The 26794-nt window shown below is 41.2% G+C and carries 28 protein-coding genes and 1 pseudogene; 12 read left to right on the top strand and 17 right to left on the bottom strand.

Features of this window, described 5'->3' with window-relative positions; genetic code table 11:
* The first annotated feature begins 139 nt into the window (after positions 1 to 139).
* From ACWIUD_RS02460 to ACWIUD_RS02445, 4 genes and pseudogenes are all read left to right on the top strand, one after another.
* The gene (locus ACWIUD_RS02460) at positions 140 to 697 is read left to right on the top strand and encodes a hypothetical protein (protein ID WP_454135987.1); all 558 of its coding nucleotides are present in this window, start codon (positions 140 to 142) and stop codon (positions 695 to 697) included.
* 142 nt (positions 698 to 839) lie between these two features.
* Positions 840 to 1433, top strand: coding sequence for a glycosyltransferase 61 family protein (locus ACWIUD_RS02455; RefSeq protein ID WP_454146336.1), 594 nt, complete (start codon positions 840 to 842; stop codon positions 1431 to 1433).
* 37 nt (positions 1434 to 1470) lie between these two features.
* On the top strand, positions 1471 to 2796 hold the full coding sequence (locus ACWIUD_RS02450; RefSeq protein ID WP_454146334.1) for a protoporphyrinogen/coproporphyrinogen oxidase: 1326 nt from the start codon (positions 1471 to 1473) through the stop codon (positions 2794 to 2796).
* Between the two features lie 328 nt (positions 2797 to 3124).
* Positions 3125 to 3358 (top strand): annotated as a pseudogene (locus tag ACWIUD_RS02445) (BRCT domain-containing protein); the annotation flags it as partial.
* 53 nt (positions 3359 to 3411) lie between these two features.
* On the opposite strand, the gene ACWIUD_RS02440 reads toward ACWIUD_RS02445, so the two are convergent.
* Complete coding sequence (locus tag ACWIUD_RS02440; protein WP_454146332.1) at positions 3412 to 3594, bottom strand: hypothetical protein; 183 nt, start codon at positions 3592 to 3594, stop codon at positions 3412 to 3414.
* Between ACWIUD_RS02440 and ACWIUD_RS02435 the strand changes: the two genes are divergently transcribed.
* Entirely contained in the window at positions 3567 to 4031 is a 465-nt protein-coding gene (locus ACWIUD_RS02435) for a hypothetical protein (RefSeq protein ID WP_454146330.1), read from the top strand. The two genes, ACWIUD_RS02440 and ACWIUD_RS02435, sit on opposite strands and share 28 nt — an antisense overlap.
* A gap of 321 nt (positions 4032 to 4352) precedes the next feature.
* On the opposite strand, the gene ACWIUD_RS02430 is transcribed toward ACWIUD_RS02435, so the two are convergent.
* Genes ACWIUD_RS02430 through glmS form a run of 3 tightly spaced genes read right to left on the bottom strand, consistent with a single transcriptional unit; the run spans position 4353 to position 8937 of the window.
* The gene (locus tag ACWIUD_RS02430; protein WP_454146328.1) at positions 4353 to 5009 is read right to left on the bottom strand and encodes an RBBP9/YdeN family alpha/beta hydrolase; all 657 of its coding nucleotides are present in this window, start codon (positions 5007 to 5009) and stop codon (positions 4353 to 4355) included.
* Positions 5010 to 5023: 14 nt separating this feature from the next.
* Positions 5024 to 7003, bottom strand: coding sequence for a GGDEF domain-containing protein (locus ACWIUD_RS02425; protein ID WP_454135977.1), 1980 nt, complete (start codon positions 7001 to 7003; stop codon positions 5024 to 5026).
* A gap of 35 nt (positions 7004 to 7038) precedes the next feature.
* Entirely contained in the window at positions 7039 to 8937 is a 1899-nt protein-coding gene (glmS, locus tag ACWIUD_RS02420; protein ID WP_454146326.1) for a glutamine--fructose-6-phosphate transaminase (isomerizing), read from the bottom strand.
* Between the two features lie 71 nt (positions 8938 to 9008).
* Between glmS and pseH the strand changes: the two genes are divergently transcribed.
* Positions 9009 to 9635 (top strand): UDP-4-amino-4,6-dideoxy-N-acetyl-beta-L-altrosamine N-acetyltransferase, encoded by a 627-nt coding sequence (gene pseH, locus ACWIUD_RS02415; RefSeq protein WP_454146324.1) that lies wholly within the window; start codon positions 9009 to 9011, stop codon positions 9633 to 9635.
* On the top strand, positions 9632 to 10639 hold the full coding sequence (gene pseI / locus ACWIUD_RS02410) for a pseudaminic acid synthase (RefSeq protein WP_454146322.1): 1008 nt from the start codon (positions 9632 to 9634) through the stop codon (positions 10637 to 10639). Before pseH ends, pseI begins: the two co-directional genes overlap by 4 nt.
* 122 nt (positions 10640 to 10761) lie before the next feature.
* Here pseI and ACWIUD_RS02405 read toward each other — a convergent pair whose 3' ends face one another.
* The 4 genes from ACWIUD_RS02405 to ACWIUD_RS02390 form a co-directional block, all read right to left on the bottom strand.
* On the bottom strand, positions 10762 to 10947 hold the full coding sequence (locus ACWIUD_RS02405) for a hypothetical protein (RefSeq protein ID WP_454146320.1): 186 nt from the start codon (positions 10945 to 10947) through the stop codon (positions 10762 to 10764).
* Positions 10948 to 11250: 303 nt separating this feature from the next.
* Complete coding sequence (locus ACWIUD_RS02400; RefSeq protein WP_454146318.1) at positions 11251 to 11949, bottom strand: hypothetical protein; 699 nt, start codon at positions 11947 to 11949, stop codon at positions 11251 to 11253.
* A complete protein-coding gene (locus tag ACWIUD_RS02395) occupies positions 11949 to 12473 on the bottom strand; it encodes a hypothetical protein (RefSeq protein WP_454146317.1) in 525 nt (174 codons plus the stop codon). The genes ACWIUD_RS02400 and ACWIUD_RS02395 overlap by 1 nt, the downstream gene beginning before the upstream one ends.
* Before the next feature lie 58 nt (positions 12474 to 12531).
* Positions 12532 to 12666, bottom strand: a complete 135-nt coding sequence (locus ACWIUD_RS02390; RefSeq protein WP_454146315.1) for a hypothetical protein — start codon at positions 12664 to 12666, stop codon at positions 12532 to 12534.
* A gap of 39 nt (positions 12667 to 12705) precedes the next feature.
* Here ACWIUD_RS02390 and ACWIUD_RS02385 point away from each other — a divergent pair, with 39 nt between their 5' ends.
* Positions 12706 to 12828 carry a hypothetical protein gene (locus tag ACWIUD_RS02385; RefSeq protein WP_454146313.1) on the top strand — a complete coding sequence of 41 codons (123 nt, stop codon included), beginning with the start codon at positions 12706 to 12708 and terminating at the stop codon, positions 12826 to 12828.
* A 168-nt stretch (positions 12829 to 12996) separates the two neighbouring features.
* Here ACWIUD_RS02385 and ACWIUD_RS02380 read toward each other — a convergent pair whose 3' ends face one another.
* A complete protein-coding gene (locus ACWIUD_RS02380) occupies positions 12997 to 13944 on the bottom strand; it encodes a glycosyltransferase family 2 protein (RefSeq protein ID WP_454146311.1) in 948 nt (315 codons plus the stop codon).
* Positions 13941 to 16979, bottom strand: coding sequence for a valine--tRNA ligase (locus ACWIUD_RS02375; RefSeq protein ID WP_454146309.1), 3039 nt, complete (start codon positions 16977 to 16979; stop codon positions 13941 to 13943). The genes ACWIUD_RS02380 and ACWIUD_RS02375 overlap by 4 nt, the downstream gene beginning before the upstream one ends.
* A 93-nt stretch (positions 16980 to 17072) precedes the next feature.
* Between ACWIUD_RS02375 and fliW the strand changes: the two genes are divergently transcribed.
* The gene (fliW, locus tag ACWIUD_RS02370) at positions 17073 to 17450 is read left to right on the top strand and encodes a flagellar assembly protein FliW (RefSeq protein WP_454146307.1); all 378 of its coding nucleotides are present in this window, start codon (positions 17073 to 17075) and stop codon (positions 17448 to 17450) included.
* On the top strand, positions 17451 to 19970 hold the full coding sequence (locus ACWIUD_RS02365) for an ATP-dependent helicase (protein ID WP_454146305.1): 2520 nt from the start codon (positions 17451 to 17453) through the stop codon (positions 19968 to 19970).
* Here the strand turns inward: ACWIUD_RS02365 and ACWIUD_RS02360 are convergent.
* A complete protein-coding gene (locus ACWIUD_RS02360; RefSeq protein WP_454146303.1) occupies positions 19928 to 20122 on the bottom strand; it encodes a hypothetical protein in 195 nt (64 codons plus the stop codon). The genes ACWIUD_RS02365 and ACWIUD_RS02360 overlap by 43 nt on opposite strands.
* A 20-nt stretch (positions 20123 to 20142) precedes the next feature.
* Here ACWIUD_RS02360 and ACWIUD_RS02355 point away from each other — a divergent pair, with 20 nt between their 5' ends.
* Both ACWIUD_RS02355 and ACWIUD_RS02350 read left to right on the top strand, forming a co-directional pair.
* Positions 20143 to 21114, top strand: coding sequence for a hypothetical protein (locus tag ACWIUD_RS02355; protein ID WP_454146301.1), 972 nt, complete (start codon positions 20143 to 20145; stop codon positions 21112 to 21114).
* A 270-nt stretch (positions 21115 to 21384) separates the two neighbouring features.
* Positions 21385 to 22323, top strand: a complete 939-nt coding sequence (locus tag ACWIUD_RS02350; protein ID WP_454146299.1) for a methyltransferase FkbM — start codon at positions 21385 to 21387, stop codon at positions 22321 to 22323.
* A gap of 105 nt (positions 22324 to 22428) precedes the next feature.
* On the opposite strand, the gene gltX is transcribed toward ACWIUD_RS02350, so the two are convergent.
* The 6 genes from gltX to ACWIUD_RS02320 are packed head-to-tail and all read right to left on the bottom strand — an operon-like array spanning position 22429 to position 26792.
* On the bottom strand, positions 22429 to 23805 hold the full coding sequence (gltX, locus tag ACWIUD_RS02345) for a glutamate--tRNA ligase (protein WP_454146297.1): 1377 nt from the start codon (positions 23803 to 23805) through the stop codon (positions 22429 to 22431).
* A gap of 10 nt (positions 23806 to 23815) precedes the next feature.
* Positions 23816 to 24076 (bottom strand): type II toxin-antitoxin system RelE family toxin, encoded by a 261-nt coding sequence (locus ACWIUD_RS02340; protein WP_454146295.1) that lies wholly within the window; start codon positions 24074 to 24076, stop codon positions 23816 to 23818.
* Positions 24073 to 24288, bottom strand: coding sequence for a hypothetical protein (locus ACWIUD_RS02335; RefSeq protein WP_454135959.1), 216 nt, complete (start codon positions 24286 to 24288; stop codon positions 24073 to 24075). The genes ACWIUD_RS02340 and ACWIUD_RS02335 overlap by 4 nt, the downstream gene beginning before the upstream one ends.
* Positions 24289 to 24319: 31 nt before the next feature.
* The gene (locus ACWIUD_RS02330; RefSeq protein ID WP_454146293.1) at positions 24320 to 25003 is read right to left on the bottom strand and encodes a hypothetical protein; all 684 of its coding nucleotides are present in this window, start codon (positions 25001 to 25003) and stop codon (positions 24320 to 24322) included.
* Positions 25000 to 25812 (bottom strand): MlaD family protein, encoded by an 813-nt coding sequence (locus tag ACWIUD_RS02325; protein WP_454146291.1) that lies wholly within the window; start codon positions 25810 to 25812, stop codon positions 25000 to 25002. Before ACWIUD_RS02325 ends, ACWIUD_RS02330 begins: the two co-directional genes overlap by 4 nt.
* A complete protein-coding gene (locus ACWIUD_RS02320) occupies positions 25797 to 26792 on the bottom strand; it encodes an ABC transporter ATP-binding protein (RefSeq protein WP_454146289.1) in 996 nt (331 codons plus the stop codon). The genes ACWIUD_RS02325 and ACWIUD_RS02320 overlap by 16 nt, the downstream gene beginning before the upstream one ends.
* Positions 26793 to 26794: the final 2 nt, after the last annotated feature.

The following is a 26794-nucleotide window of genomic DNA, read 5'->3' as shown; positions in this document are numbered from 1 at the left end:
CAAAAACTCCGCGCCATTAAAATTTGCGTTTGTGTATGGAAAATTAGCGGTTTTACTCATTTTAAAAGTCCTTAAATGTAAAATAAAATTTGGATTATATTATAATTTCGCCTTAAATTTAAAATAAAGGAAGGTAAAAATGGAAACATTGAAAGTTCGCATTTCGCCCTTAGTGGCGGATGATTCGAGGGAATTTGCAAGTATATTTGATATGCAGAAATTTGGCAATTTGGCGCATTTTAATGAGTGTGTGCTAAATACACGAGGGACGCCAAATGCGCCTGTTAAAATGGCGCGGGAAATGGAGTTTAAGTTAAGTGCGTTTGATATTTTGCATTTTGAAAATATTGAGATTGTGACAACGAGTGGCGGGGCGTTTAAGGATGGCGAGATGATACAGGAAAATGCCGCTGGATTTGGCAAACATACATTTGTGCGTAAAAATTATAGCGATTTTAAGAGATTGGCAAGGCGATTTTTTATCCCGCTAAATTTTGTGGAGTTTAAGCAAAGTGTAAAGGTGCTTTTAAGTGCGATTTTTGGCGCAGAATCTAAGCGATTGCAAAATAATCATCCAAAGATTTTATTCCACTCGCCAAATTGGGATTGTTTTAGTCATTTTAGTTTTGAGGAATTTCCTAGACTTTTAGCGACACTTAAAGCATTTTCTAAAATAGGGGGGGGGCAGCACAAGTAAAAACGCAGATTTTGAAAATCTCATAATAATCGCTCCCATCCGCCACTCTTGGCAGTTTAATCAATACATTTATCCCGCACTTCTTTCTCTTACAAAAGAGCATAATCCCACTTGCCCATTTGCCATAAAAAAGGAAAATATTGTGTGCGTGAATAATGCCAAACTCCCGCAAAAAGCGGTGCTAAAAGCAAAAAATGTCTTTATCCCCACGCCTGTAAAATGCAATAAAAAATATTTGGTGGATGCGATGGAGTTTTTACGCGAATTTTATTTTGATGAAAATTTCACGCGTGGAGTGGAGCGCATTTACATTTCACGGGCAAAAAGTGCAAAGCGATTTTTGGTGAATGAAAATGAAGTGCGAGAGATTTTGGAGCAAAAATATGGGTTTAAAACGCTTTTTATGGAGGAAGTTAGTTTCAAAGATAAGATAAATTATCTCTCCCGCGCAAAGGTGCTTTTAAGTGTGGATGGCACTTCTGTGATGAATTATGGATATATGAAGGCAGGTAGCAAAGCAGTTGCGTTGCGTCCATTTAATATGGCGGAATATCCCATCGAAAATATTTTTGGCGTGGAGTTTTTACCCATAATTTGCGAGATTGATAAAAAAACGGAAAAAGATACCGACCATTTGGATGGATTTATCGGGTCGTGGTGGGCGAGTAATTTAATCGTGGATATTAAATATTTGGAGGATAGATTGAGTGCTTATGGAATTTGCCCCATAAATTAGTTAAAATCGCAATTTTATTTCAACAAATGGAGGATTTATGAAAAAGCAAAAGGCACTTGTGCTTGGCGCGGGGATTGCCGGGATTTCTGCGGCATATCACTTGCAAGATGGCGGAAAATATGAAGTTTATGTGTATGAAAAAAATAGCGATTGGGGCGGATTATGCGGAGGGTTTTGGGTAGATTCTGCGAAGGGGAAATTTTGGTTTGATAATGCTGTGCATTTAAGTTTCACAAGCGATAATTACGCAAAATCCACCTTCCACACAAACGCCCCACCCCTAACGCACATCCCAAATCCCATAAATTATTACGAAAATATCGCAATAAAGCACCCCGCGCAAAATAATCTCTGCCACCTCCCGCTTGATATCAAAATAAGTGCGCTAAAAGATATGATTGAAAACAAAAATAAAAAGAAAATTTGCAATTATGAGGATTGGTTGAGGGCGCAATATGGCGACTTTTTCACGGAAAATTTCGTCAAAAAATACACGCGAAAATATTGGACGCTTGAAGCGAGGGAGTTAAGCACGAGTTGGGTGGGTGGGCGATTTTATATGCCAAATTTGGAGGAAATCTTGCGTGGAGCGATGAGCGATGAGACGCCAAATACCTACTACGCCCAAAAAATGCACTATCCAAAAGAGGGGCAATATCGCTCTTTTGTAAAAAATCTAGCGCGAAATTTAAATATCGCATACAAAAAAGAAGCAGTGGAAATAAACGCAGAATCTGTGACTTTTAGCGATGGCAGTGGCGCGAAGTTTGATAAACTCATCTCCACGCTACCTATAAATGAGATTGTAAAACTGCTAAAAAATGTCCCGCAAAAGGTTAAAAATGCAGCGGCAAAATTGCACGCCACTTCGGTTGCAATCGTTAGTTTTGGATTTCAAAAAGCGGATGTGGCGAAAAATCTTTGGTTTTATTCCTATGATGAGGATAAATTATTCGCGCGGGTGTATTCGCCATCGCTAAAAAGTCCAAGCAACGCGCCCAAAGGTTGCTCATCATTACAAGCAGAAATTTATTTCTCCGCATTTAAACCGCTGGAAAATATGCTTGGCATTTATAAAAATCCCCCCCCCCAATTCGATTATAAACAAATCTTAATTTTCCACACAAAAGAGCAATTTGTAAAATTAGACATTTGCAAGGATAACGATATAATTTGCGAGGATTGCAGAATCTTACCCTTTGGCAATGTCATTTTCACGCACAAAATGGAGCATTATCGCAAAATCGTATTAGACTTTATCAAATCTCGTGGCATAATCTCTTGCGGGCGATTTGGCGCGTGGGATTATTTATGGAGCGACCAAAGTTTTTTAAGCGGGAGGGATGCGGTGAAAAATCTTTAATTTTGTAGAATTTTATTTAGATTGTCATTACTAGCGCGAGGCGAAGAATCTCTTTTTAGATTCTGTGATTTTGGCATTAGATTCTGCGTTTTTCGTGCAATTCGCAGAATCTCGCACGAAAATTGCAGAATCTAGCACGAAAATTTCCCTTGCGGAGGGCAATCCCAAAAATCCCCCCTCCCCTGCGGAGATTGAATCGAATTTTTCCCCATCCCTTGCGGAGGGGGTTAGGTGGTGGGTATCAAAATCCCCCGCAGATTCTGCGAATTTTGAAGGCAAACCAAATTTAGATTCTGCTGATTTTTGTCATTTTGACGAAAAATCTCAAAAAAATACTTCGGCGATTGCAGGGAAAATTTTTGTGATAACAGGCACGCTTTCTCGCCCACGAGATGAGTTTGTGGAGATTATCGAGCGTTTAGGCGGGAGGGTGAGTTCGGCGATTTCATCTAAAACGCATTTTTTGCTTTGCGGGGCAAACGCGGGTAGCAAACTCACAAAGGCGCGGACTTTGGGCGTAAAATGTATCGATGAAAGCGAATTGTTTGAGATGATAAAATAGCGCAATGGCGTTAATGCGCCAAATTCGCAGAAACTACGCTAGATTCTACAAAATCACACGCAATTCGCAGAAACTAAAACAATACAATTATTTCGCAGAATCTGCTCGTTTATGATAACGAAATGCACCAAAATCGCAGAATCTGCCACCACTTCGTCATTGCGAGATTTTGCGAATCTTGGATTAGATTCTGCGATTTGCGTGTGATTTGCAGAATCTGCATTGCGTTCCGTCATTGCGAGATTCTGCGTTAGCAAAATCGTGGCAATCTATGCTAGATACTGCGATTTTTGTGAGATTCTGCGCCATACTTCACGCTAGATTCTGCGAAATTTGGATTAGATTCTGCGATTCTGCGATATTTTTGCTATCGCAAAAATTTTGGATTGCCACGAAAATCCTTGCGGATTTTCTCGCAATGACGAAGTGGGGGCAGATTCTGCGAATGAAGTTTTTACGCTATTATTTTTTTGATTATTTTACCCACCCCTTTAATCCCCCTCCGCAAGGGAGGGGGAGCAAGTTGATTCAATCTCCGCAAGGGAGGGGGAATTTTTTGGAATTGTCCTCCGCAAGGGGTTTTGGAGTTAGATTCTGCGGAGCAAATTTCGTGCGAGATTCTGCGTTTTTGTGCGATTCGCAGAATCTAGCGCAGAATCCCTTTTGTCACTGAGTGAATGCGAAGTATCTAAAAAATAAAAGAGATTCTTCGCTACGCACTTCGTGCTACGCGCGAGAATGACAATATTATAGATTGCCACGAAAATCCTTACGGATTTTCTCGCAATGACGAAGTGGTAGGCAATTCGCAAAAACTACGCTAGATTCTACAAATCACACTCAATTCACAGAATCTGCTCGTTTATGATAACGAAATGCACCAAAACGCAGAATCTACGCTAGATTCTGCAAATCTCACGCCATTCGCACAATCTAAAACAACGCAATTATTTCGCAAAATCTGCGAATAAAATAAAAATCGCAGAATCCACCCTTATTTCTTATCGCTTTTTTCCTTTGGCAAGTCCGCGTCAATCATCGCCTTTGTCTCGCTGTAAATTATGCGCGGACTTACATAATCATCCTTGCCTTGCTTGATTTTCCCGCCTTGCTCTAAAATAAACTTCGCATTGAGCTTATTTGCCAAATCCTCGCTTAATTTATAGGGCGCGATTTTATCATCGCGCGTGGAAAGAAGCGTAATGTGGCGGATATTTTTCATCAAATTTTTGTAATCTAACTCCACCGCATTAAACGCAGAAGCACTCTGCCCCTGCGGTGCTTGCCCGACAAATCCACTCACAAGCACAATCCCGCCGACTTTTTTCCCGCTCTCTTCGATGAATTTCAGCACCGCAATCCCGCTAACCCCGTGCGCCACGAAGTAAGTCGCCTCATCAATCTCCCCTGCGACTTCCTTAATCTTATCTTTCCAAAGTTGAATGTCCGCACTTTTTGGCATATCCGGCAGTGCGATATTTTCCGCCTTTATCGCCTTGCCAATCTCGCTGCTTAGCTCGCTTTTTAGCCACGGATACCAATAAGATTCTGCATTCGCCTCGAATCCGTGAATGATATAAATCCTTATATCCTTCGCAAACGCCCCACTCGCAAGTCCAAACGCCAATAGCGCAATTCCAAAAACTCTCATTTTTGTTACCTCCGTTAAATTAAATTATTGAGTTTCAAACTCTCTATAAACTCGTCATCATCGCTAGATTCTGCGTTTTTATCCGCAGAATCTCCCAAAATCGCAGAATCTGCGTCTTTTTTCGCGTTAGATTCTGCGAGTTTCTTACTTTCCGCCTTTTTTGCATCGGCATTTGCTTTTAAATCCAAGTTGTAGGTTACCACTTGATTTCTACCGCCTTCTTTTGCCTCATACAACGCCAAATCCGCTTGATTTATGCACTCCCACACATCGTGCGAAAATTCAGGCATTGCACTTACGCCAATACTCACGGATTTGCTGAACTTCAACTCACCGCGCGAGCATTTTTTCGCCATTGCAAAGGCATTGCGGATTTTATCAGCAACTCTTGTCGCTTCATCAATATCGGTTTCATCCAAAATTACCACAAATTCCTCACCACCATAGCGGATGAGTTTATCCACCGGGCGAATGATTTTGCGAATAGTCTCCACTAAAAGCACAATCCCCGCATCGCCGATTGCGTGTCCGTAAGTGTCGTTGATATTTTTAAAGTGGTCGATATCAAGCATCAAAATGCCGAAATTCGCGTGCTTTTCTAGCTTCGCCTTAATCTCGCTAGAATATTTATCCAAAAAGAAGCGGTTAAATGCCTTTGTGAGCGGGTCTGTGAAGGAATTTTCCTCGATTTCTTTCATAAGGATTTTTGTATTTATAATGTGCCGTGCCTCGCGCATATAGTTGTAAATTCGCGTGATTGACTTTTCTTTTTCAATGAGTTCTTTTTTGGAATCTAGCGCGATTGAGTAGAGCACCTCTAATTTATTTGAGATGACAAACTTCAAATCAATCACATTTAGTCCGCCAAGCGAGGTTGAGACGAAAACGCTCCCCTTGTCATCGTGGAAAATGATATTTTTATTATCCGCGTTTAGTCGCTTTTGAATGGTTGTGATTTCGCCTGAAATGATTTTCATCGTCACATCATTTTCGATTTTATATCCGCTAACCACCTCGCCATTTGATATTTCGGCGAAAGTGAGATTTTTGTATTTGATATATTTTTGGATTACGAGTTGTATTTCTTTGTAAATGTCCGCTGTTTGCTTGAAAGAATCAATCTTATTTTTGAAAGAAAACAGCACGACAATTTCATTTATCACCTCGCTCAAACGAATAAGCGGATTTTTATTATACACAGAGCGATTGTAGGTGAAAATTTGGGCGATTTTGGTGTCGATTGCCGAGATATTTTTATCTAACCCTTCAAGTAGGCGGTTTGTAAGCTTTGTAATCTCACTCATCCCCACAAGGTGCGTTTTTACCCGCAGTGTGAAGTCTCCATTTATCGCTGCTAAAATCGCAGAGCGGATATTTGCGCTAAGGCGCGTAAATTGCCCGATGCTAATCATCAGCATAATCATCAAAAATAAAGTCGCCATCCCCAAAAATACCAAAAATTCATTTTGCATAGTTGTGGCGATATCGACAATGTTATCCGTCAAAAGCAAGCTAGCATTCACCGCGCCGATGACATCGCCGGACTTTATTTGCGAATGGCAGGTGACACACTTTTGATTTGCGATGATGGGGATGGAAACCCTAGCGGTGTGATTATTTGTGCCTTCATTTTTTTGCAAAGAGATTTCGGCGCGATTTTTGGAGAGGTAGATATTTCGCTCGATTTGGTCGCGCAGTGTGGATTTTGGCTTTTTTAGTGCGGCACTAAACTCATCACTGCGACTAATCCACAAATCTTTGACTTGCCTTTGATATTTTATGGAGTTGATAATGTCATAAATATGCGCATTTACTCCCTGCCCTGTGGTGTATGCAACATCAAATGCAGCAGATGAAGTGCTGATAAGTTGCGTTTTGATTAACTCTAAATCTTTTTCTTTGTTATACAAATCCACTTTGTATAAGATAAATCCGCTACTTGCGATAATCGCAATCGCTGATAACAAAATAATTTTTATGCGTAAAAGTAACATTTTTCCCCCTTATTTTTTGCTAAATCGCAGAATCTTTACTCAACCGTTACGCTTTTTGCCAAATTTCGTGGCATATCGACATCATTGCCTAACCTTATCGCCACTTCTAATGCCAAAACCTGCAAAATCACCATCATCGCAAAAAATTCCTCCATATAGCTATCAAATTTTTTGATTTTCACCATATCATCAGCCAAAGCGCAATCCTCTTGACTAATGACACAGATTGTCGCATCGCGGGTGCTTAGCTCGGCGGTGTTGTTTTTGATTTTGTCAAAAAGCAAATGTTTTGGCATAAGGCTAATGGTAAAAAGCTCGGAGTCCGCCAAAGCAATGGGTCCGTGCTTCATCTCTCCGCTTGGATAGCCCTCAGCGTGTAAATAACTCAACTCTTTTAATTTTAGCGCACCCTCTAATGCAAGTGGATAAAAAATATCGCGCCCGATAAAGAAAAAGCCGTGTCCGTGCAAATATCGCTTGGAGAGTTTTTTAAGTCTATCGTGCATTGCTTCATCGATTTTTGCGGCATTTGTGGCGTCTTTCATATTTTTAATGTGGGCTTTTAGTTTGTCGCCTGAAATCACTCCGCGTTTTTTGCCCAAATACACGCCCAAAATCCATAACAACATTACCTGCGTGGCAAATGCTTTTGTCGAAGCCACGCCCTTTTCAATCCCCGCACGGGTAAGCAAACTACACTGCGCCTCTCGCACGATTGAGCTATCCTCCACATTGCAAATCGCTAGGGTTTTAAGATTTGCTTTTTTGGCAAGTTTGAGTGCCTCCAAAGTGTCCGCCGTTTCGCCACTTTGTGAGATTACGATAAAAAGTTCGTTTGGATTCATCACAGGCTCTGCGTAGCGAAATTCACTTGCAATCGCCACGCTAGTTTTGATTTTTGCTTCTCTCTCAAAAATGTATTTTGCCACTAGTGCGGCATTGTGGCTTGTTCCACAGGCGCAAAGTGTGATAGATTCAACACCTTCTAAAAAATCATCATCGATTTCAAGGTTTATTTTATCATTTGTGATTCGCCCTGCCAAAGTGTCCTTTAACACCGCACTTTGCTCATAAATCTCTTTTTCCATAAAATAGCGATAGCCCTCTTTTTGCGCAGATAGCTTTGTGCCGACTAATTTTTGGATTCGCGGTAACGCGCTAAAATTTGTAGTGTCCATAAAGCCACATTCGCCGTCCTCCAAATAGCAAACTTCATCAGCGATACCCAAAAGTGGAGATGAACTAGACGCAAAGTAAATATCTCCCACATTGTCATTGCGAGATTCGGCGATAGCCGAATCGTGGCAATCTATGCTGTTTTTTTGGATTGCCGCACTCGCTTCGCTCGTTCGCAATGACGAATCTTGTGATTTTGCTCGTCCTATAATAAGCGGTGAGCCATTTTTCGCATAAAAAATCTTATCATTCTCGCCCTTTGTGATTAAAAGCAACGCATAAGAGCCAATTAGTCGCTCAATAGTTGCCTTAAACGCGCTCAATGCAGAATCTGCGCCATTTAGATTTTCCTCAAATAAATGCACGATGATTTCAGTGTCTGTTTGCGAACTAAATTTATGCCCTTTTTGCTCCAAATCCGCGCGAATTTCGCTGTAATTTTCGATGATTCCATTATGCACCACCGCGCTAAATTCCGCGCTTTGCGGGTGTGCGTTTGTATCGCTAACTTTGCCGTGCGTAGCCCAGCGCGTATGCCCGATTGCCACACCAAAGCCACTACTTTGAAAATCAGCGCATTTTGCAGTTAGATTTTTTAGCTTTCCCGCACTTTTAAAAACGCTCAAATCGCCGCCATTTTCTCCGCAAAGCACCGCGATTCCCGCGCTATCATAGCCACGATATTCTAATTCGCTAAGTCCATCTAATAAAATCTGCTTTTTCTCGCTATTGCCTATGTAGCCTATGATTCCGCACATTTCATCTCCAAAATTAAGCAAAAATTTTATAAAATTCGCAATTTTAGCCAAATTTTATTTAATGGAGTCAAATGTTGAATTTTGCGTTTGAAAATTTGGTTGCGGTGAATTTTGTGAATTTGGATAAATCGCGTGCTTTGGCGGTTTTGGAGGCGCGAAATATGGTGAGAGAATTTATGCTAACTTCGCGTGAGATAGGCGAAGCGGAGCATTTTAGATTTATCGAATCCTTGCGTGATGACAAGAAAAATGCCTATTTTGCGGTGTATGCAATAGATTCTGCGAACGCAGAATCTAGCGCATTTTTAGGCGTAATCTGCCTAAATCAAATCGACTTTGCAAACAAAAACGCATTTTTGGGGATTTATGCGAATCTAACCGCGAATCCCGCCACGAATCACACCACAAATCACACCACAAACAACGGCGCGAATCTACTAAAAATCCTAAAATTCATCGCATTTGATGAGCTAAATTTACACATTTTATACGCCAAAGTGCTATCCACAAACTCCCGCGCATTGCGATTTTATGACAAAAATGGCTTTGTGCGCTGTGGCAAACTCATCGAAGCAATAAAGCGCGGTGATAAATTTTTGGATTTGGAGATTTTGGCATTGAAATCACAAGTCCCGTCATTGCGAGGAAGTCCGCAAGGACTGACGAAGCAATCTAAACAAATTAAGGAATTAAAATGAGCGTTTTTATAGTCGCTGAACTTAGCGCAAATCACGGAGGCGACTTGCAAGTCGCAAAGGACACGATTAAGGCTGCCAAAGAATGCGGAGCAGACGCAATCAAACTCCAAACCTACACGGCGGACTGCCTAACGATTGATTGCAAAAGCGAAGTTTTCAAAATCACCGATTCGCCCCTGTGGAGCGGAAAATATCTCTATGATTTGTATAAAGAAGCCGCGATGCCTTGTGAGTGGAATGCCGAGCTTTTTGCTTATGCGCGCCAAATTGAGATAGAGTGCTTTTCAACGCCATTTTCGCGCGGTGGCGTGGATTTATTGGAGTCTATCGGCAATCCCATCTACAAAATCGCAAGTTTTGAAGTGGTGGATTTGGATTTGGTGGATTATGTCGCAAGGCAGGGCAAACCTGTGATATTATCAAGCGGAATTGCCACAAATGACGAGCTAAAAACGGCAATAGAGCTGATAAAATCGCGTGGCGTGAGTGATATAACGCTTTTAAAATGCGTGAGTGCCTACCCTGCGAACATTGCGGATATGAATCTCCGTGAAATGCGCTTTTTGGGCGAAAAGTTTGGCGTGAAATTTGGACTAAGCGACCACAGCTTGGGCAATATGGCGGGGATTATCGCAACTAGCTTGGGTGCGAGTATGATTGAGAAGCATTTTATTTTGGATAAGAGCATTCGCAGTGCTGATAGCGCGTTTAGCTTGGATAGGGCGGAGTTTGCGGAGTTTGTAAGGGCGATTCGAAACGCAGAATCTGCTTTAAACGCAGAATCTACCGCAGATTCTGCGAATCAAAAGCAAGGCAGGACATTTGCGCGAAGCCTTTTTGTGGTAAAGGACATAAAAAAAGGCGAGATTTTAAATGGCGAAAATATTCGCGCGATTCGCCCAAATGCTGGACTGCCTCCGAAATTTTTAAATGAAATTTTAGGCAAAAAAGCAACGCATAATTTACCCTTTGGCAAACCGCTAGAATGGAGCGATTTTGAGTAGATTCTGCGATTTTCGCACGAATCGCAGAATCTGTGCTGTTTTCTGTCATTGCGAGATTTGACGAAGTCAAATCGTGGCAATCCATTTTGTCGTTCTGAGCGAGTGAAACGAGCGAAGAATCTCTATTTAGATTCTGTGATTTTTGTGCGATTCGCAGAATCTGCAATAGTTTCGCCATTTTTATCATTTGATTCGATAGTTTTTTCTCGCAAAAGGGCTGCGCCCCCCCGCCCCGCTCCCCCTACGCGCCAAAAAGCAGCCGCTTTTTCGCTTTTAGGGGGAGAGCCTCGCTTTTCCGCTTCTAGCAAAAAATCGGCACTCGCACTACTGCTCGTTTGCTCCCGATTTTTTGCACCACGAAGCGGGCGAGATTTTGGTGCTTCGCACGGATTATTTTTTATGGATTGCTTCGCCTTGCTGTCGCAAGGACTCGCAATGACGAATCACTCGCTAGATTTGCCCTTATTTCAATCGCATTTTTAGCGAGGGATATAATTTGTTGTGCGATTGCCAAGAATAATGCGATTAGAATCTACTTTTTGACTTAAAATCTTGCACACAATAATAAAAGGCTTGTTTTTCTTTGTCGCTCAAAGTTTGCTCTTGCAATGCTATACTTTGTGATTTGCAAATAGGTTTAGTGGCTTTTTGCCTAATATTTGCTGATAATATGGATTTTCATCGCTAATGCCAAAATAAAATCCACAGCCATTAGCCATCTCTCTAAATTCCCATTTTAACAGATTGTAGATGACTTCGTGCAACTCTTTGTGCTCCCATTTTCTAATCTTTATTTTTTTAGGTTTTATGCGATACATTGCTAGGATTTTTTCTCGTTGCTCTTTGATTGTAAGCCCATCTAAATTCACACTTTCCCAAGTATTTTCCAAGCCTTCATTTTCTAACTCATACTTTGCATCACTGATTCGCAGATACCTTAAAACATAAACATAATCTTTAAATCTAAGTCGCTTTCTATACATAGCAGTGTGCGAAATACCACTATTTAGATTATCACACTTGCAGTGGATATTGTTTAGATAAATATTAGCTTCTGCTACCCATTGCGCTATCTTTTGCTCTCTATTAGATTCATCATAAATAGCGATTTTATGCAATGCCAATGCTATTTTATCCAAATACGATTCCACATACTCTACGCCCCTTTGCCTACCTGTGAGCGTTAATCCCAAATCATACACAAACAAGCTAGGCGAATAAAATAGCCAATCAGGCAATTTATAATATATATTCCAGCGATACCAATGGCAAATTCGCTTAAAAATGTTGCTTTTGTTGTTTGTTTTCATTATGGCATCCTTAACTTCAAATCTAAATATAAACAATAGCGCGTGAATGTCTTTTCTGCCCACTGCAACTGACACATTTCACAAAATTGATGACTTAAAATAAGCTTTATGTGATATATATCGCGCTCATTATGCCTTATATAGGTAATCCTTTTATGATTGTAGCCATCATTGCTGTCGTGCAAGTCTTTATCGCTCTCATATAAATCCCTATCATCAAAGCCATATAACGCAGTTTCATACACAATCTTTGGATTCCAAAAGGCATTTTTAATCGCCTCATCATACTCACCATAAGTGATTTTGCCATCATATTTGAGATTTTCACATTTGCGGTAAATCTCGCCTAACCACGCGACAATCTCACGCTCCCACACCGCGAATCGCGCCTCTTTGTCGCGCTCTATGACTGAAATTCGCACTAGGTTTGTAATGATTTTTGCTGTGTTTTCATCTAGCAATTTTAAGGCTTCGTTTTTTGCTTTGATACGCGCTCTGCGCTTTTGTAAAAAGTCAAATATCATTTTTGCCTCCATTTGTTTGAATGCTTATCGTCTAAAAAATGGACAGATTTTTGTCTATTTAAAATGGCAAGTTGCTTTTGTGTGAATCTAATCGCAATAAATCGTCATTGCAAAGAAATGCGTAGCGACTAACGAAGCAATTCACACCCACGCCGTCATTGCGAGGAAGTTTGAGCGAAGCGAAATATCTCAAAAAACAAAAGAGATTTTTCGCTCACTTCGTTCGCTAAGAATGACAAAGTTGTATTGCCACGAAGTCGCCCAAAGTGCGACTTCTCGCAATGACGAATCTTTTTTAGATTCTGCGATTCGCAGAATCTTGGATTGCCACGCTCGCTTTGCTCGCTCGCAATGACAAATCTAACGCAGAATCTGCAAGCGTAGCGAAGCAACAATCGAAGTAATGGCGGTGGAGGTTTTGTAGTTTTTGCTAATTTTTGGGAGCGAAGCTAGACTTGCGGTCTGTGAGCCTCCCAAAAATTAGCAAATCTACGAAAGATGCACCCCAGAACAAATTGCCACATTAAGATTCATATTCCACAATATAATGCGGTCTCCCCTTGCCCTGCTCATAAATCCGCCCTATATACTCGCCGATAATGCCTAACATTATGATTTGCAGTCCGCCAAAGAATGATATTAGCACCATTAGGCTAGGATACCCTTTCACAGGGTCGCCGAAAATCAGTGCTTTTAGCAAGATATAGCTTCCCCACGCGCCTGATAGCGCAAAAATCACAATGCCGATGATTGTGATTGCGCGAAGTGGCGTGATTGAAAAGCTCACAATCCCGCCAAGCCCGTATCGTAGCAACTTTAAAAAGCTCCATTTAGATTCGCCACCCTCTCTTGCGACATATTCATACTCCAAATACCGCTTCTCAAAGCCCACAAACTCAAAAATCGCCTTTGAAAAGCGATGATATTCATTCATAGCCAAAATCGACTGCACCACTTCGCGCTCCATTAGGCGAAAATCTCTCACGCCAGAGACAATCTTTACGCTTGATAACGCATTATTGACTTTGTAGAAAATCTCGCTCAAAAATGCGCGGATTTTACCCTCGCCACTGCGATTTGCGCGTTTGGCGACTATCATTTTGACGCGCCCATTTTGGTTTGAAGTAACATTTGCATTATAAATCTCAATCATTTTGCTTAAAAGATTCGGCGGGTCTTGCAAATCGCAATCCATAAGCGTGATAAGCTCATTTTTCGCGCCTTTTAGCCCTGCAAGTATCGCGCCCTCTTTGCCAAAATTGCGCGAAAATTTGATAAGGCGGATATTTTTATCGCTTTTTTGTAGCTTTTTGATTTCATCAATCGTGGCGTCCGTGCTACCATCATCAATGAAAATCATCTCATAATCGCTCACCATTTCACGCCATTTTTCGCCCATTATTGTTTTATAAAATCTCGCGACATTTTGCGCTTCATTAAAGCAAGGGATTATGATGCTAAGGGTTTTCATTGATTTCCCCCTAAATTGCGTAGATTCTGCAACTCTTCGGTGATTTTATTTAGGCGCGAATTTGCTTCATTGAGCGCGTTTTGGTTTGAATCTACCAAATTTTTGGGCGCATTTTTGATAAAATTTGCGTTATTTAGCACAAGTTCTAATTTGGTGATTTCTTTTTGTGTTTTTAGCATTTTGGCTTCTAATTTCGCAGTGAGTGCGCCCAAATCCACAGCATTTGCGGGGATATAGACTTCGCAGGATTCGCCTATTTCAAAAATGCAATTTGGCATTTTAGACTTTACAAAGTCGATTTTATCGCATTTTGCGAGTTTTTTGATGAAAATTTCAGCTAAATTTGTATCATTTAGATTCGCTTTGATAAATGCCCTTGATATAGGCTTATTTGCCAAATCAATGCTAATTTTTGCGCGTCTAATGGTAGTTACAATATCTCTAATCACTTCAAAGTCGCTATTTACGGATAGATTCGCGCTAACACTATTTTCACATTCGGGGAATCTTTCAATCATAATCGAATCCGCATTTTCAATCTCACTGCCACGCAAACTCTGCCACACAAACTCACTCACAAAGGGCATAAATGGGTGAAGCAATTTCATAGTCTCTCTCAAAACCGCGCCCACTTCAAAAACTGCCTCTTTTTGCGCCTTTACCGCCTCAATACCAAAATCGCAAAAATCATTAAACAAAAAGCGATAAAGCGCGTTTGCGCCGTCATTGAAGCGATATGAAGTAAGCGCATTTTGCACTTCTTTTGCGCAAATGTTGAATTTTGCGTAGATATAAAGCCCAAGCGGAGATTGTATCGAATCAAGCGTGGCAAAGGGGCGTTTTGCGTTAGATTCGGCGTTTTGTTGCTCTTTATACATTTGCAAAAATGACAGCGCGTTTATGATTTTTATAACAAGCGCATTGCCGATAGTTAGGCTATTTTCGCCGATTTTTATATCTCGCCCTTGAATGCAATTATATGCAAGTGAAAAGCGCAAAATATCGCTACTATGCGTCTCAATCAGCACTAGCGGATTTATGACATTGCCCCGTGATTTGCTCATCTTTTTGCCATTTTCATCACACACTAGGGCGTGGAGATAAATATCCTTAAAAGGCAGTTTGCCAAGCAACGATTCGCCACTAAAAAGCATTCGCGCTACCCAAAAGAAGAGAATATCAAAGCTGGTGATGAGAAGCGAATTTGGGTAGAAATCCATCAAGTCTGATTCGGTATAGAGCGCGTTTTGCGGGCAATTTGTTCTGGGGTATTCATTTGCGTTGTTTTGATACGAAACTTCGCTCAATGGACTTTTTTGTCCTATTTTCGCTCGTTCCGCATCAAAACAACGCAAAGCAACACCGCCATTACTTCGATTGTTTGATTGTGAATCGTGCGCTGTGGGAGATTCTGCGATTTTCGTGCGAATCGCAGAATCTGTATTATTCTCCGTCATTGCGAGATTTTGCGTAGCAAAATCGTGGCAATCTATATGATTATTTTTTGTGGATTGCTTCGTTGTGGCTTCGCCACTGCCTCGCAATGACGAAGTGGGGGTAGATTCTGCGATTTTTGTGCGATTCGCAGAATCTAGCGCAGAATCTGCGGAATGACTACCCGAGAACGAATTGCCAAAGCCCAAAGACAAATTACCCCAGCCTAATGTGCTAAACGCCCACAACCCCGAACTAAACCAAGTATCCAGCACATCTTCATCTTGCCTCATCTCCGCGCCACATTTCGCACAAATTTCAGCGTCCTTTTCACTAGCCACCTTAATCCCGCATTTATCGCAGTAAAACACAGGGATTCGATGCCCCCACCAAAGCTGCCTAGAAATGCACCAATCGCGCAAATCATTCATCCACGCATTAAAATTATTTAGCCACGCATTTGGATAAAACTTGCATTCTCCCGCATTCACGCGCTTTATCGTCTCTTTTGCAATGTCCTTTTTCACAAACCACTGCTTTGAAATATAAGGCTCTACGACATTTCCGCAACGATAGCATTTGCCTATTTGATTTGTATAATCCTCTATTTTTTCTACAAATCCACCGCTTTCAAGTCGTGCTACGATTTTATCTCGCGCCTCCAATCGCTCCAATCCCGCAAACTCCCCGCAGTGGCTATTTAAAATACCATTTTTATCAAAAATCGTTATAAATTCTAACTTGTGGCGCAATCCCACTTCGTAGTCGTTATTATCGTGTGCGGGGGTTACTTTTACCGCGCCCGTGCCAAATTCCATATCCACGATTTCATCAGCGATGATTTCAATCTCTCTCCCAATCAAAGGCAACACCACTTTTTGCCCGATGAGATGGGCGAATCGCGAATCATTTGGATTTACCATTACCGCCGTATCGCCAAAATATGTCTCAGGGCGCGTAGTTGCCACCACCACGAATTTATCGCTATCTTTCAAAAAATATCGCAAATAATACAACTTGCCCTTATTTTCCTCAAACTCCACTTCTATGTCGCTAAGCGCACCATCGTGGGTGCACCAATTCACCATATAATCGCCCTGAAAGATTAGCCCCCTATCATACCACGCGACAAATGCCTTTTTCACGGCATTTTGCAAGCCTTTATCCATCGTAAATCGCGTTCTACTCCACGCCGCACTTGCGCCCAAACGCTTTAATTGCGCGATAATATCGCCACCGCTTTTTTCTTTCCAATCCCACACTTCGGCTAAAAACGCTTCTCTACCAATTTGCTCTTTTTTTATCCCCTTTGCTAAAAGTTGCCGTTCAACTACATTTTGCGTAGCAATCCCCGCGTGGTCGATGCCGGGCTGCCAAAGTGTGCGAAAGCCCTGCATTCGCTTGAATCGCACGATAATATCTTGCAGAGTGTAGGTTAGCGCGTGTCCTATGTGAAGCGAACCTGTGATATTTGGCGGTGGCATCATAATGCAAAAATTTTTGCCATTTGCGATTTTGGCATTTGAATCTACTTCAAAATATCCCCGCTTCTCCCAAATCTCATAGCATTTTTTCTCAAAATCCTGCGCATTGTAATCCATAGCATAACCTTTTAACGATAAATTTGTGGCATAAAATTTGCTTTTAAAAAAGTAGGATTTTATCCAAAATATATTAAATTTAGGATTAGCAAAGTGAAATTTGAAGTCGTTGCGCCCATAATGGGCTTTGAGGATATTAAGGCGTTGGAGTTTATGCGAATCGATGATAACTTTGCCACGATTCGAGCAGAAAATGGCGTAAGTTGGAGTTTGGCAAATCCTTATGCCTTGCGCGATTACAAACTTGCGCTCTCTGTCAGCACACAAGCATTGCTTGATGTGGCGCAGGATTCGCATTTAGAAGTGTGGTGTATGATGATAATCCAAAAGCCACTAGAAGATTCGCGTGTGAATTTTTTGTCGCCACTAATTTTAAATTTTAGCAACAAAAAATTATTGCAATTTCACTGCCATCTAAGCGACTATCCGCAGTATTTTAAGTTAGAATCATTACGCGCTTTTATAAATTAAGTGCCGTTACGCAATCTAAATGCCGAGCAGCTATCGGCGGTAAATGCGCCATTTGGGCATAATCTAATCATCGCATCCGCTGGCACGGGCAAAACTTCAACGATTGTAGGGCGCATCGCAAAATTGCTAAATGACGGGATAAATCCGCGTGAGATTTTATTACTGACATTCACAAACAAAGCTGCAAATGAGATGATTTCGCGCTTGGAGCGACATTTTAGCCCTACGATTACAAAGCAAATAAATGCGGGGACTTTTCACGCAGTGGCTTATCGCTACTTAAAAGAGCATGTCCATATCACGCTAAAACAGCCCCGAGAGCTAAAAACGCTACTAAAATCGATTGTAAATGTTCGGCGATTTGATGAAAGCGTGGCGCATTATAAGGCGGAGTATTTATACGACTTAATGTCGCTATATGTGAATACAAATGCGCCCCGTGCGGACAATTCGTCTTTGGAGTCGCGCAATTCGCTCCGTGGTAGTCATTCCGCAGATTCGCTAGATTTGGAGCGTTCGCAGACCGCTAGTCTAGTCTCACGCCCCAAATCTAGCGAAAACTACGAAAGCACTACTGCGATTCCTTCCGTTGTAGATTCTGCGAAAATCGCAGAATCTAATGAAAAAAATGTAGATTCTACGACAGATTCTGCGATTCGCACGAAAAACGCAGAATCTAATGAAAAAAATCCGTCATTGCGAGAAAATGAGCGTAGCGAATTTTCGTGGCAATTCGCAGAATTGAATAAAGAAACTTCGGCTTCGCCTTGTTTTGCGAGCAAAGCGAAGCAACCATCCAAAACAAATTGTCATATTGAGCGAAGCGAAATATCTCAAAATAAAAGAGTTTCTTCGCTTTGTGCTTCGCACTCCGCTCAGAATGACAAAATAATCGCAGAATCTCAAAATCCCCCCTCCCTTGCGGAGGGGGCTAGGGGGTGGGTAGATTCGCCACAATCCTTCTCCGACTTCATTACCGCACGAAACGATGACCAATCAATCCACAGCGCAATCTATGACGACATTTTCGCCGAATTTATGGAGGTAAAAAAGCACTATCACTATGCAAGTTACGATGATTTATTGCTTTTGTATAGAGAGCAGATTTTAGCGCGTGGCGTGGGATTTTGCGAAGTTTTGGTTGATGAATACCAAGATACAAATCCCTTGCAAAATAGCATTATTAGCGCGTATTGCGCAGATTCGCTATTTTGCGTGGGCGATTATGACCAAAGCATTTATGCCTTTAATGGCGCAGACATCGGCATTATAGCTAGTTTTTCTGCGCGTTACAAAGATGCGCAGATTTTTAGCCTAAACAAAAATTACCGCTCCACGCGCAAGATTCTAAATGTCGCAAACAAAGTCATCGCAAACAACCCGCGAATCTACCCAAAAAGCCTCCAAGTTGTCCGGAAAAGCGATGATTCGCGCGTGGAGATTTTGCGCTTTAAGCAAACAAAAGAGCAATATAGCTTCATCGCCAAACATATAGCCGATTCTGCCTTGCACGGCGCAAAACTCGGCGATATTGCGGTAATTTTTCGCAACAACACTAGCTCGGATTTGATTGAAGCAGGATTGCGCGAATATGGCATTGCGTGTCGCAAAAAGGGCGGACGCAGTTTTTTTGAAAGCCGTGAAATCGCCCTATTTATCGATATTTTGAGCCTTTTTAGCAATCGCGCCGATATGATGGCATTTGTGAATATTATCTCAAATGGTGCGCAAATCGGGGAAGTTATCGCAAAAGAGATTTATGAAGCGTTAAGTTTTTTAGGCGGTGGCGATATTATTAGCGGTTTGATTCACCCAAATATCACACAGGGCGCAAATCCTTACAAAAGCCGTGCGCGAAATGCGCAACTTGGGCTATTTGATGAGATTTTTGTCAAAGAAGATTCGGCGCGATTTAATAGCGCAATTAGCAAAAATTTTCACTCTCACCCCATTCTTTGCCACCCAAAGCTAAATAAAAAAAGTGCGATTTTTTTAAATAATTTTTATCAGTTATTTGAATTTAAAAGCAGAGATTTAAACGCGCTTTTTGCCCACATAGAAAAGTCTGCATTTTGGAGCGATTTAAAATCACAAATCGCCACTACTCGCGCAAAGGGCGCAGATTCAAGCGCAATCGATGATTTTACCAAAGCCATCGACAAAAAATTATCCATTTTGCAAAACTTGTCCCAAAAATACGACACTTTGACGCATTTTTTAAACCAAATTATCCTAAATAGCGCGGAATCAAGCAGTGGCGATGGCGTCCATCTACTTACAATCCACGCCTCCAAAGGATTAGAATTTGAGAGCGTTTATATCATCGATTTGATGGACGGACGATTCCCAAACTTTAAGTTAATGGCTAAAACAGGGAGTTTGGAGGAAGAGCGCAGACTTTTTTATGTCGCTACCACACGCGCAAAGCGCAATCTCTACTACTGCTTTGCGTATTTTGATTCGGCAAAAAATACAAATTATTTGCCATCGATTTTTTTAAAAGAAGCGGGATTGATTTGAGATTCTGCGCTTTTTGTGGTGGTTTCTGCGAAATTGTCGCCATTCGCAGAATCTGCGATAGATTCTGCATTTTTTGCGGTAGATTCTGCAAATTGAAGTAAAATCGCAGAATCTACCTTTATTTTATTTTTAATTTCGCTATAATTTCGCATTTTTTTAAAAAGGAATATTTTTGCAAAATAGTTTGATTTCCCCAGCACCCATCGCACTTTTTGCCTACAATCGCCTTTGGCATTTGAAAGAGACTTTGAGTGCATTAGCGCAAAATAATCTTGCAAAAGATTCTGCGCTATATATTTTTTTAGACGCGCCAAAGGCAAATGCCTCGCAAAAGGAAGTCCAAACGCATTGCAAAATCACCGCATTTTTAGAGCATTTCGCAGAATCTAGCGCAGATTTTAAGCGCATTATTTTAGTTAAACGAACGCAGAATTTTGGTTTGGCAGATAATATTATCGATGGCATAAGTGCCGTGATGAGCGAAAATAACAGGGCGATTATTTTGGAGGATGATATTGTTGTTAGTCCTGCGTTTTTGGAATATATGAATTTAGGACTTGCAAAATATCAAAGCGAACCAAAGGTTTTTAGTATTGATGCGTGGGTGCCAAAGATTTGCGATGATAGTTTAAGTGACTGCTTTTTCTCTCGTGCGTTTTACTGCTGGGGATGGGCGAGCTGGGCGGATAGATGGCAGTTGTTTAAGCGAGATATTGCGTGGATTAGGGCGAATTTTAATGAAAATGACATTTATGGCGCGAATTTAGATGGATTTACAAATGCGTATGGCGACTTTATTTTAAATGAAAAGGGGAAAATTAAAAGCTGGGCAATATTTTTTTACCTCATCGCATACAAGCATAGCGGACTTCATCTAGTGCCAAAAGTGCCATACATTCGCCAAATTGGATTTGATGGAAGTGGAGTGCATTGCGGAAAGAGCGATATTTATGAAAATGACGCGCTAAATCTTGCGCTTCCGCAAACTTTTCCCCATTATTTGGAGGAAAATAAAATCGCTCTAACTCGCTTTCAAAACTTCTATGCAAGTCTTAAAAAACCACTGCCTACGCGTATTAAAAATAAAATCATCAAAGTCGCTACTAATTTAGTTCGCGCAACGAGAGAGAGAGAGAGAGAGTAGGCGCGCCTGCGCAAACTGCCGCTTAAATCCATATTTTCTTAACTTCCATTTTTTTGCTTCATATTTTGCTTCCCAAAATTATCTTAAAACCTTAAAAAACGCAGAATCTACGGAGATTTCATTAGATTCTGCGATATTTGCCAAAATCTATTTTAAAAATTCTCCCATTTTTCACACTGCAAAGCAAGCAAAGTTTTTAGCATATTCACGCAAATTATCTTTAATAGATTCTTGCACACATCATTTTTATCCCATTAAAAAGGTCGCATAATGAGTTATTTAGTCCAAAATCCCATTTTGTTTTTAATCTTTAATCGCATTGAGACCACAAAAAAAGTCTTTGAAAGCATCGCAAAGGTCAAGCCAAAGAGATTATACATCGCGGGCGATTCTGCGCGAAATCACGCAGAATCGCAAAAAGTCACAGAATGCAGGGACTTTGTATTGCAAAATATCACTTGGGAGTGCGAAGTCAAAACACGCTTTTTAGAGCAGCACTTGGGGTGTAAGCACTCGCTAAGTAGCGCGATATTGTGGTTTTTCTCCCACGAAAAGCAAGGCATAATTTTAGAGGATGATGATGTGGGGAATGAATCTTTTTATAGATTCTGCGATGAGATGCTAGAAATATATAAAGACGCACCTCAAATCTCAATGGTTAGCGGGTGGAGCGCGCTAGACTTCGCGCCAAAGGCAAAGGAAAGTTTGAAAGAGAGTTATTATTTCTCAAAATATAATCACATTTGGGGATTTGCCTCGTGGGCGCGTGCGTGGGAAAAATATGAGTTAGAGAATGCAAACTTTGAGTGTGACTTTGCAAAACTTACATTTGATAGCAAGGCGGAGCAAAAATATTGGCATAAAACCTTTAAAAGTTACTACGCTGGGGAGATTGACACTTGGGACTATCCTATGAGCTTTTGCAACTGGCAAAATGAAATGCTTTGCATTTATCCAAAACATAATTTAATCCAAAATATCGGTCTAAATCGCGCCGATGCAGCGCATACCACAGGGGAAAGCAAGTTTGAAAATATGCGCGTAGAAGAAATGCCATTTCCCCTAACGCACCCTTGCGAAATCAAGCGCAATGTAGAGATGGATAAGGCGAATTTTAAGGCGGTTTTCGCTCCGCCAAATATCCTTGTGCGTGTGATAAATAAACTCTCGCGAATGATTTTTGGGCGAAATGCGATTAAGGTGAGCTGAGATTCTGCGATATTTGATGTATTTCGCAGAATCTAGCAGAATCTATTTGCAGAATCTTAAAAAATCTCGCAAAATCTCGTAGAATTTGGCGCAAAATCGCAGAATCTAGCGGGATTTAAAGCAGTGGATTCTGCGAAGTGCCTCATTTTTGCCGATGATAAACAAGCATTCACGGACGCCAATCCCGCTACTTGTCCCTAGCATTATTAAGCGCAAACTCATCATAATTTTGCCAATTTTTATGTTGCTTTTATCGGCGTAGGCGTGAAGCGAATCGCTGATAGCCTCCACGCTACCAAAATCCACGCACTCAATAATCGCGCCAAAATCCAAATTATTGTGGTGCAAATCGCATTTTTTCATCATCTTTTCATCGTAATTTTGTGGCGCATTTAGCACCGAATCTATCATCGCACCAAAATCTTTTAGTGTCTCAACACGCGGTTTGATTTCGCTAAAAAGCACCGCTTTTTTCGCAGAATCTAATGCAATTTCACAGCCCAAAAAATCCCCCAAAAGTCGCTCCAATCGCGAATCATCGCACTCTTTTATGTAGTGATTGTTTAGCCAATGCAGTTTTGAGAGATTATACGCGCTAGGCGAGTGGCTTAACGCGCCTAAATTAAACAGCTCTATCATTTCGTGCAAACTAAAAATCTCTTTGTCGTTGTGGCTAAAACCAAGTCGCAAGAGAAAATTTAGCAACGCTTCGGGCAAAAATCCCATAGCCTTGTAATCCATCACATTCATCGCACCATCGCGTTTGCTTAATTTATGCCCTTTTTCATTTAAAATCATCGGTATGTGGCAGAATCTTGGCACTTTAAAGCCTAACGCATTGTATGCAATCACCTGCTTTGGCGTGTTGCTTAAATGGTCATCGCCACGAATCACATCGCTAATCCCCATCTCCGCGTCATCAATCGCCACGACAAAGTTGTAAGTGGGCGTTCCATCGCTTCGCATAATGATATAATCATCGATTTCTTTTGCACTAATCGCCACTTCGCCTTTTAGCGCGTCATAAAAGCGCACTTCGCCTTCCATCGGAGCTTTAATACGAATCGCGGGGGCAACCCCCTTTGGTGGCGTCCCGCTAAAATCGCGGTAGCGATTGTCGTAACGATAGATTTTGTTTTGCTTTTGCGCCTTTTGTCGCTCGGCGTCTAACTCATCCTTTGTCATATAGCAAAAATACGCCTTGCCATTTTTTACCAAATCCTCCGCATATTTGCGGTAAATCTCTAACCGCTTGGATTGAAAAACGACTTCTTTATTGTCATATTCTAATCCCACCCAGCTAAACGCCTCCAAAATCGCACCCACCGCCTCATCGCTATTGCGCGAAAAGTCTGTGTCCTCGATTCGCAAGAGAAATTTTCCGCCGTTTTTTTTGGCGTAGAGATAGTTAAAAAGTGCCGTGCGAAGCCCACCGATATGCAAAAATCCCGTAGGGCTGGGTGCAAAACGCGTTGTTGTCATTTGAAGTCCTTTATTTATAGATATCGCCTCGTGAGCCTATTTTGTATGCGTAAATTAAAATTTGCTGTTCGATAATCTCATAAAGCAAGCGATATTTGCCGATTCGCAAGCGATATTTGTGCGTTTCGCCTTGCAGTTTTTTAATATCAAGCGCATTTTCATAAGGATTTTGCGCGATTGTTTCTAATGCAGATAAAATTTTCGCCTGCAATTCTTTGTGGCTGTCTAAAAATTTTTCTACCTGCTTTGAATATTGTATTGTGTAACTCATAGTCCATACTTCTTTTTCAATGCTTCGTGGCTTATCGCTTCGCCGCGTTCTAATTCCTTTCGTGCCTTTTTCCACGCTTTGTAATCCGCCTTTGTTTCGATGGGTAGTTTTTCATCATCGCTCTCTTTTACTTCGCGCACACCGCGCAAAAGGCGAATTGCACTCATAATCTCGCTTTTATTTTTATCGCTAATTTGGACGCTCAAAGTCATATTTTCCCCCTTAAATTTTTAGAATTTTACACTATTTTGGAATGATTTTATTTGCTAAATTTGCAATTGCGCTATTTGCCGAATCTTGCAATGCTTTGACAATCGCTTCGCTTTTAAAGTCGCTAATTGCGCTAGATTCTGCGATTATGTCGCTTTGCAAAATACTGCCATTTTGGTGTAGCAAAAAGGCAAAATTTACATTTGCATAAGATTTTGCATTCGCTGAATCTATCGCCGAATCCGCCCCATTTTTCGCTGAATCTACCGCCGAATCTTCATTAGATTCTACGATTTTCGTGCGATTCGCTGAATCCACCGCTGAATCCACCCCAAAATCAAGCACCTTTATTCGCAAAAATTTCTCCACTTTTATCCCGCTAAAAGGCGGTGTGATGATTTTTAGGCAATGTTTTGCAAAAGTCTTTATTAGCATTGATTCAAAGCTAGATTTTATGCCTTCATTTAGGCGCACACCATCCACGCTCCGCACCAAATCGCCATTTTTTCGCAAGATATTTTTACCCGCCAAGCTCTGCGGGATTTCAATACCTTCAAGCGCGATAATCTCCCACGCACCGCACTTTGGCACTTCAACGCGGACATTATCTAGCTCATAATACTCCACCTTTGGCAACTCGCTTTTTAGGTTTATATCCACGCACGCGGACATTAGAGCCGCGCAAAGTGCCATAAAAATCATCGCAATTTTTCTCATTTCTCATCCTTTCGATATCCAAAAATCGTGTTATACGGGTCATTATCCAATCGCTCGACAAACGCATTGCCATTTTTGGCAAACGCGCTAATATCATTCATCGCACTCTCAATCGCCCCAAGCATCGGCATAATCGTAGTTTTCAAATCATATTCGCCATTTGTAATTTTGGCATTTAGCAAGTCTGTGATTTTGCTGATATTTGCGATGATTTTATCGATGTCTTGCGTGTTTTTGCCTAGCGTCTGTGCCAAAATGTTGATATTTTTTGTCGCTTCATTTATGGAGAGCAAAATCGCGGTGATATTTTTGGCATTATCCTCGCTTAAAACCTCATTTGCGTTATTTAGCAAGTAATCAACTTTGCCTGTGATACTTGGGATAGCCTCCATAATTTGTGATAGCGAATCACCGCTAATCTTTAAAGTCGCGCCAGATTCTGCGATTTTAGTGCTTTTTTCATTTTGCATTAGCGTTAAGAAACTCGCCCCCAAAATCCCGCTTTGCTCGACTTTTAGCGCAGAATCTACTCTCACCGGCAAATCTTTTAAAATCTCTACAATTATCTCAATCTCGCTAAAACTCTCATCGCGAAATCTCACCGCACTCACGCGCCCGACATTTATGCCCTTATATTTCACCGCTGAATCTACCTTAATATTTAGCGGTTGCATCGTGTAACTTTTATAAATTTTTGTCGAATCTTTAAAAATCCCACTATCGCTAAACCAAAATATAAACACCACAAACCCCACAAGCGAGAGCATAAAACACGCGCCGATGAAAATATAATTTACCCCTCTCTCCATAATCGCTCTCCTCTTTTTGATTTTAAAAGTGTCTCTTTGTGTGCGACTTCGCTCATCTTAAAATCCTCCAAACTGCCTTCAAACAGCACTTTTCCGCTATCAAGCAAAATAAATCTATCCGTTGCATCTTTGATTGAATCCAAATCGTGCGTAATCATAACGATTGTTAGGCGAAACTCATCTTTTAGTCGCTTTATAAGTTTATCGAAATTCTCCGCACTTTTGGGGTCAAGTCCGCTTGTGGGCTCATCTAAAAATAAAATTTCAGGGTTATAAACTAATGCCCGTGCAAGTCCCACGCGCTTTTTCATACCGCCACTTAACTCGTAGGGATACATTTCTTTCACGCTTTGGGGCAGTCCTACGGCGTTAATGTAATATGCGGCGATTTCATTTATGACGCTTTTTGGATAGTTGCTATATTCTTCAAGCATAATGCCGACATTATCAAGCACACTTAAACTTGAAAAAAGCGCACCAAATTGAAACAAAACGCCACAGCGATTTAGGATTTTATGGTGCGCGGAGGTTGAATCAACTTGTCCCCCCTCCCTTGCGGAGGGGGTTAGGGGGTGGGTAGAATCGCTATTTGAAAATTTCGCACCACTATTTTTTTGTGAATCAACCCACCCCCTTTGTCCCCCGCGCGCATTTGGGAGGGGGAAATTTTGAGAACAATCGTCTCCGCAAGGGAGGGGGATAGATTGAGATTTATTCTCCGCAAGAAATGGAGATTTAAAATTGCCACCCCAAATATCCTCCCCAAATATGCGAATACTCCCGCTTTCAGGCTTTTTTAGGCGAATCATCGCACTCAAAAGCGTGCTTTTACCGCTCCCACTACCGCCCAAAATGCCAAAAATCTCGCTTTTAGCGACACTAAAACTCACATTTTCTTGGATAAAAGTATCCTTATATTTCGTGTAGAGATTTCGCACTTCAATAATATTTTGAATGTTTTTTTGCGTATTTTTTTGCATTT

Source organism: Helicobacter sp. 23-1044 (genome assembly GCF_053654695.1).
This window is presented reverse-complemented; position numbering and strand designations above follow the sequence as displayed.

Bases quoted from the DNA above. Each gene is read 5' to 3' on its own strand.
- ACWIUD_RS02460 (WP_454135987.1), top strand. From the start codon at position 140: ATGGAAACATTGAAAGTTCGCATTTCGCCCTTAGTGGCGGATGATTCG.
- ACWIUD_RS02450 (WP_454146334.1), top strand. From the start codon at position 1,471: ATGAAAAAGCAAAAGGCACTTGTGCTTGGCGCGGGGATTGCCGGGATT.
- ACWIUD_RS02440 (WP_454146332.1), bottom strand. From the start codon at position 3,594: ATGACGGAACGCAATGCAGATTCTGCAAATCACACGCAAATCGCAGAA.
- ACWIUD_RS02430 (WP_454146328.1), bottom strand. From the start codon at position 5,009: ATGAGAGTTTTTGGAATTGCGCTATTGGCGTTTGGACTTGCGAGTGGG.
- ACWIUD_RS02425 (WP_454135977.1), bottom strand. From the start codon at position 7,003: ATGTTACTTTTACGCATAAAAATTATTTTGTTATCAGCGATTGCGATT.
- glmS (WP_454146326.1), bottom strand. From the start codon at position 8,937: ATGTGCGGAATCATAGGCTACATAGGCAATAGCGAGAAAAAGCAGATT.
- pseH (WP_454146324.1), top strand. From the start codon at position 9,009: ATGTTGAATTTTGCGTTTGAAAATTTGGTTGCGGTGAATTTTGTGAAT.
- pseI (WP_454146322.1), top strand. From the start codon at position 9,632: ATGAGCGTTTTTATAGTCGCTGAACTTAGCGCAAATCACGGAGGCGAC.
- ACWIUD_RS02400 (WP_454146318.1), bottom strand. From the start codon at position 11,949: ATGAAAACAAACAACAAAAGCAACATTTTTAAGCGAATTTGCCATTGG.
- ACWIUD_RS02395 (WP_454146317.1), bottom strand. From the start codon at position 12,473: ATGATATTTGACTTTTTACAAAAGCGCAGAGCGCGTATCAAAGCAAAA.
- ACWIUD_RS02385 (WP_454146313.1), top strand. From the start codon at position 12,706: ATGACAAAGTTGTATTGCCACGAAGTCGCCCAAAGTGCGACTTCTCGC.
- ACWIUD_RS02380 (WP_454146311.1), bottom strand. From the start codon at position 13,944: ATGAAAACCCTTAGCATCATAATCCCTTGCTTTAATGAAGCGCAAAAT.
- ACWIUD_RS02375 (WP_454146309.1), bottom strand. From the start codon at position 16,979: ATGGATTACAATGCGCAGGATTTTGAGAAAAAATGCTATGAGATTTGG.
- ACWIUD_RS02360 (WP_454146303.1), bottom strand. From the start codon at position 20,122: ATGCGAAATTATAGCGAAATTAAAAATAAAATAAAGGTAGATTCTGCG.
- ACWIUD_RS02350 (WP_454146299.1), top strand. From the start codon at position 21,385: ATGAGTTATTTAGTCCAAAATCCCATTTTGTTTTTAATCTTTAATCGC.
- gltX (WP_454146297.1), bottom strand. From the start codon at position 23,805: ATGACAACAACGCGTTTTGCACCCAGCCCTACGGGATTTTTGCATATC.
- ACWIUD_RS02340 (WP_454146295.1), bottom strand. From the start codon at position 24,076: ATGAGTTACACAATACAATATTCAAAGCAGGTAGAAAAATTTTTAGAC.
- ACWIUD_RS02335 (WP_454135959.1), bottom strand. From the start codon at position 24,288: ATGACTTTGAGCGTCCAAATTAGCGATAAAAATAAAAGCGAGATTATG.
- ACWIUD_RS02330 (WP_454146293.1), bottom strand. From the start codon at position 25,003: ATGAGAAAAATTGCGATGATTTTTATGGCACTTTGCGCGGCTCTAATG.
- ACWIUD_RS02325 (WP_454146291.1), bottom strand. From the start codon at position 25,812: ATGGAGAGAGGGGTAAATTATATTTTCATCGGCGCGTGTTTTATGCTC.
- ACWIUD_RS02320 (WP_454146289.1), bottom strand. From the start codon at position 26,792: ATGCAAAAAAATACGCAAAAAAACATTCAAAATATTATTGAAGTGCGA.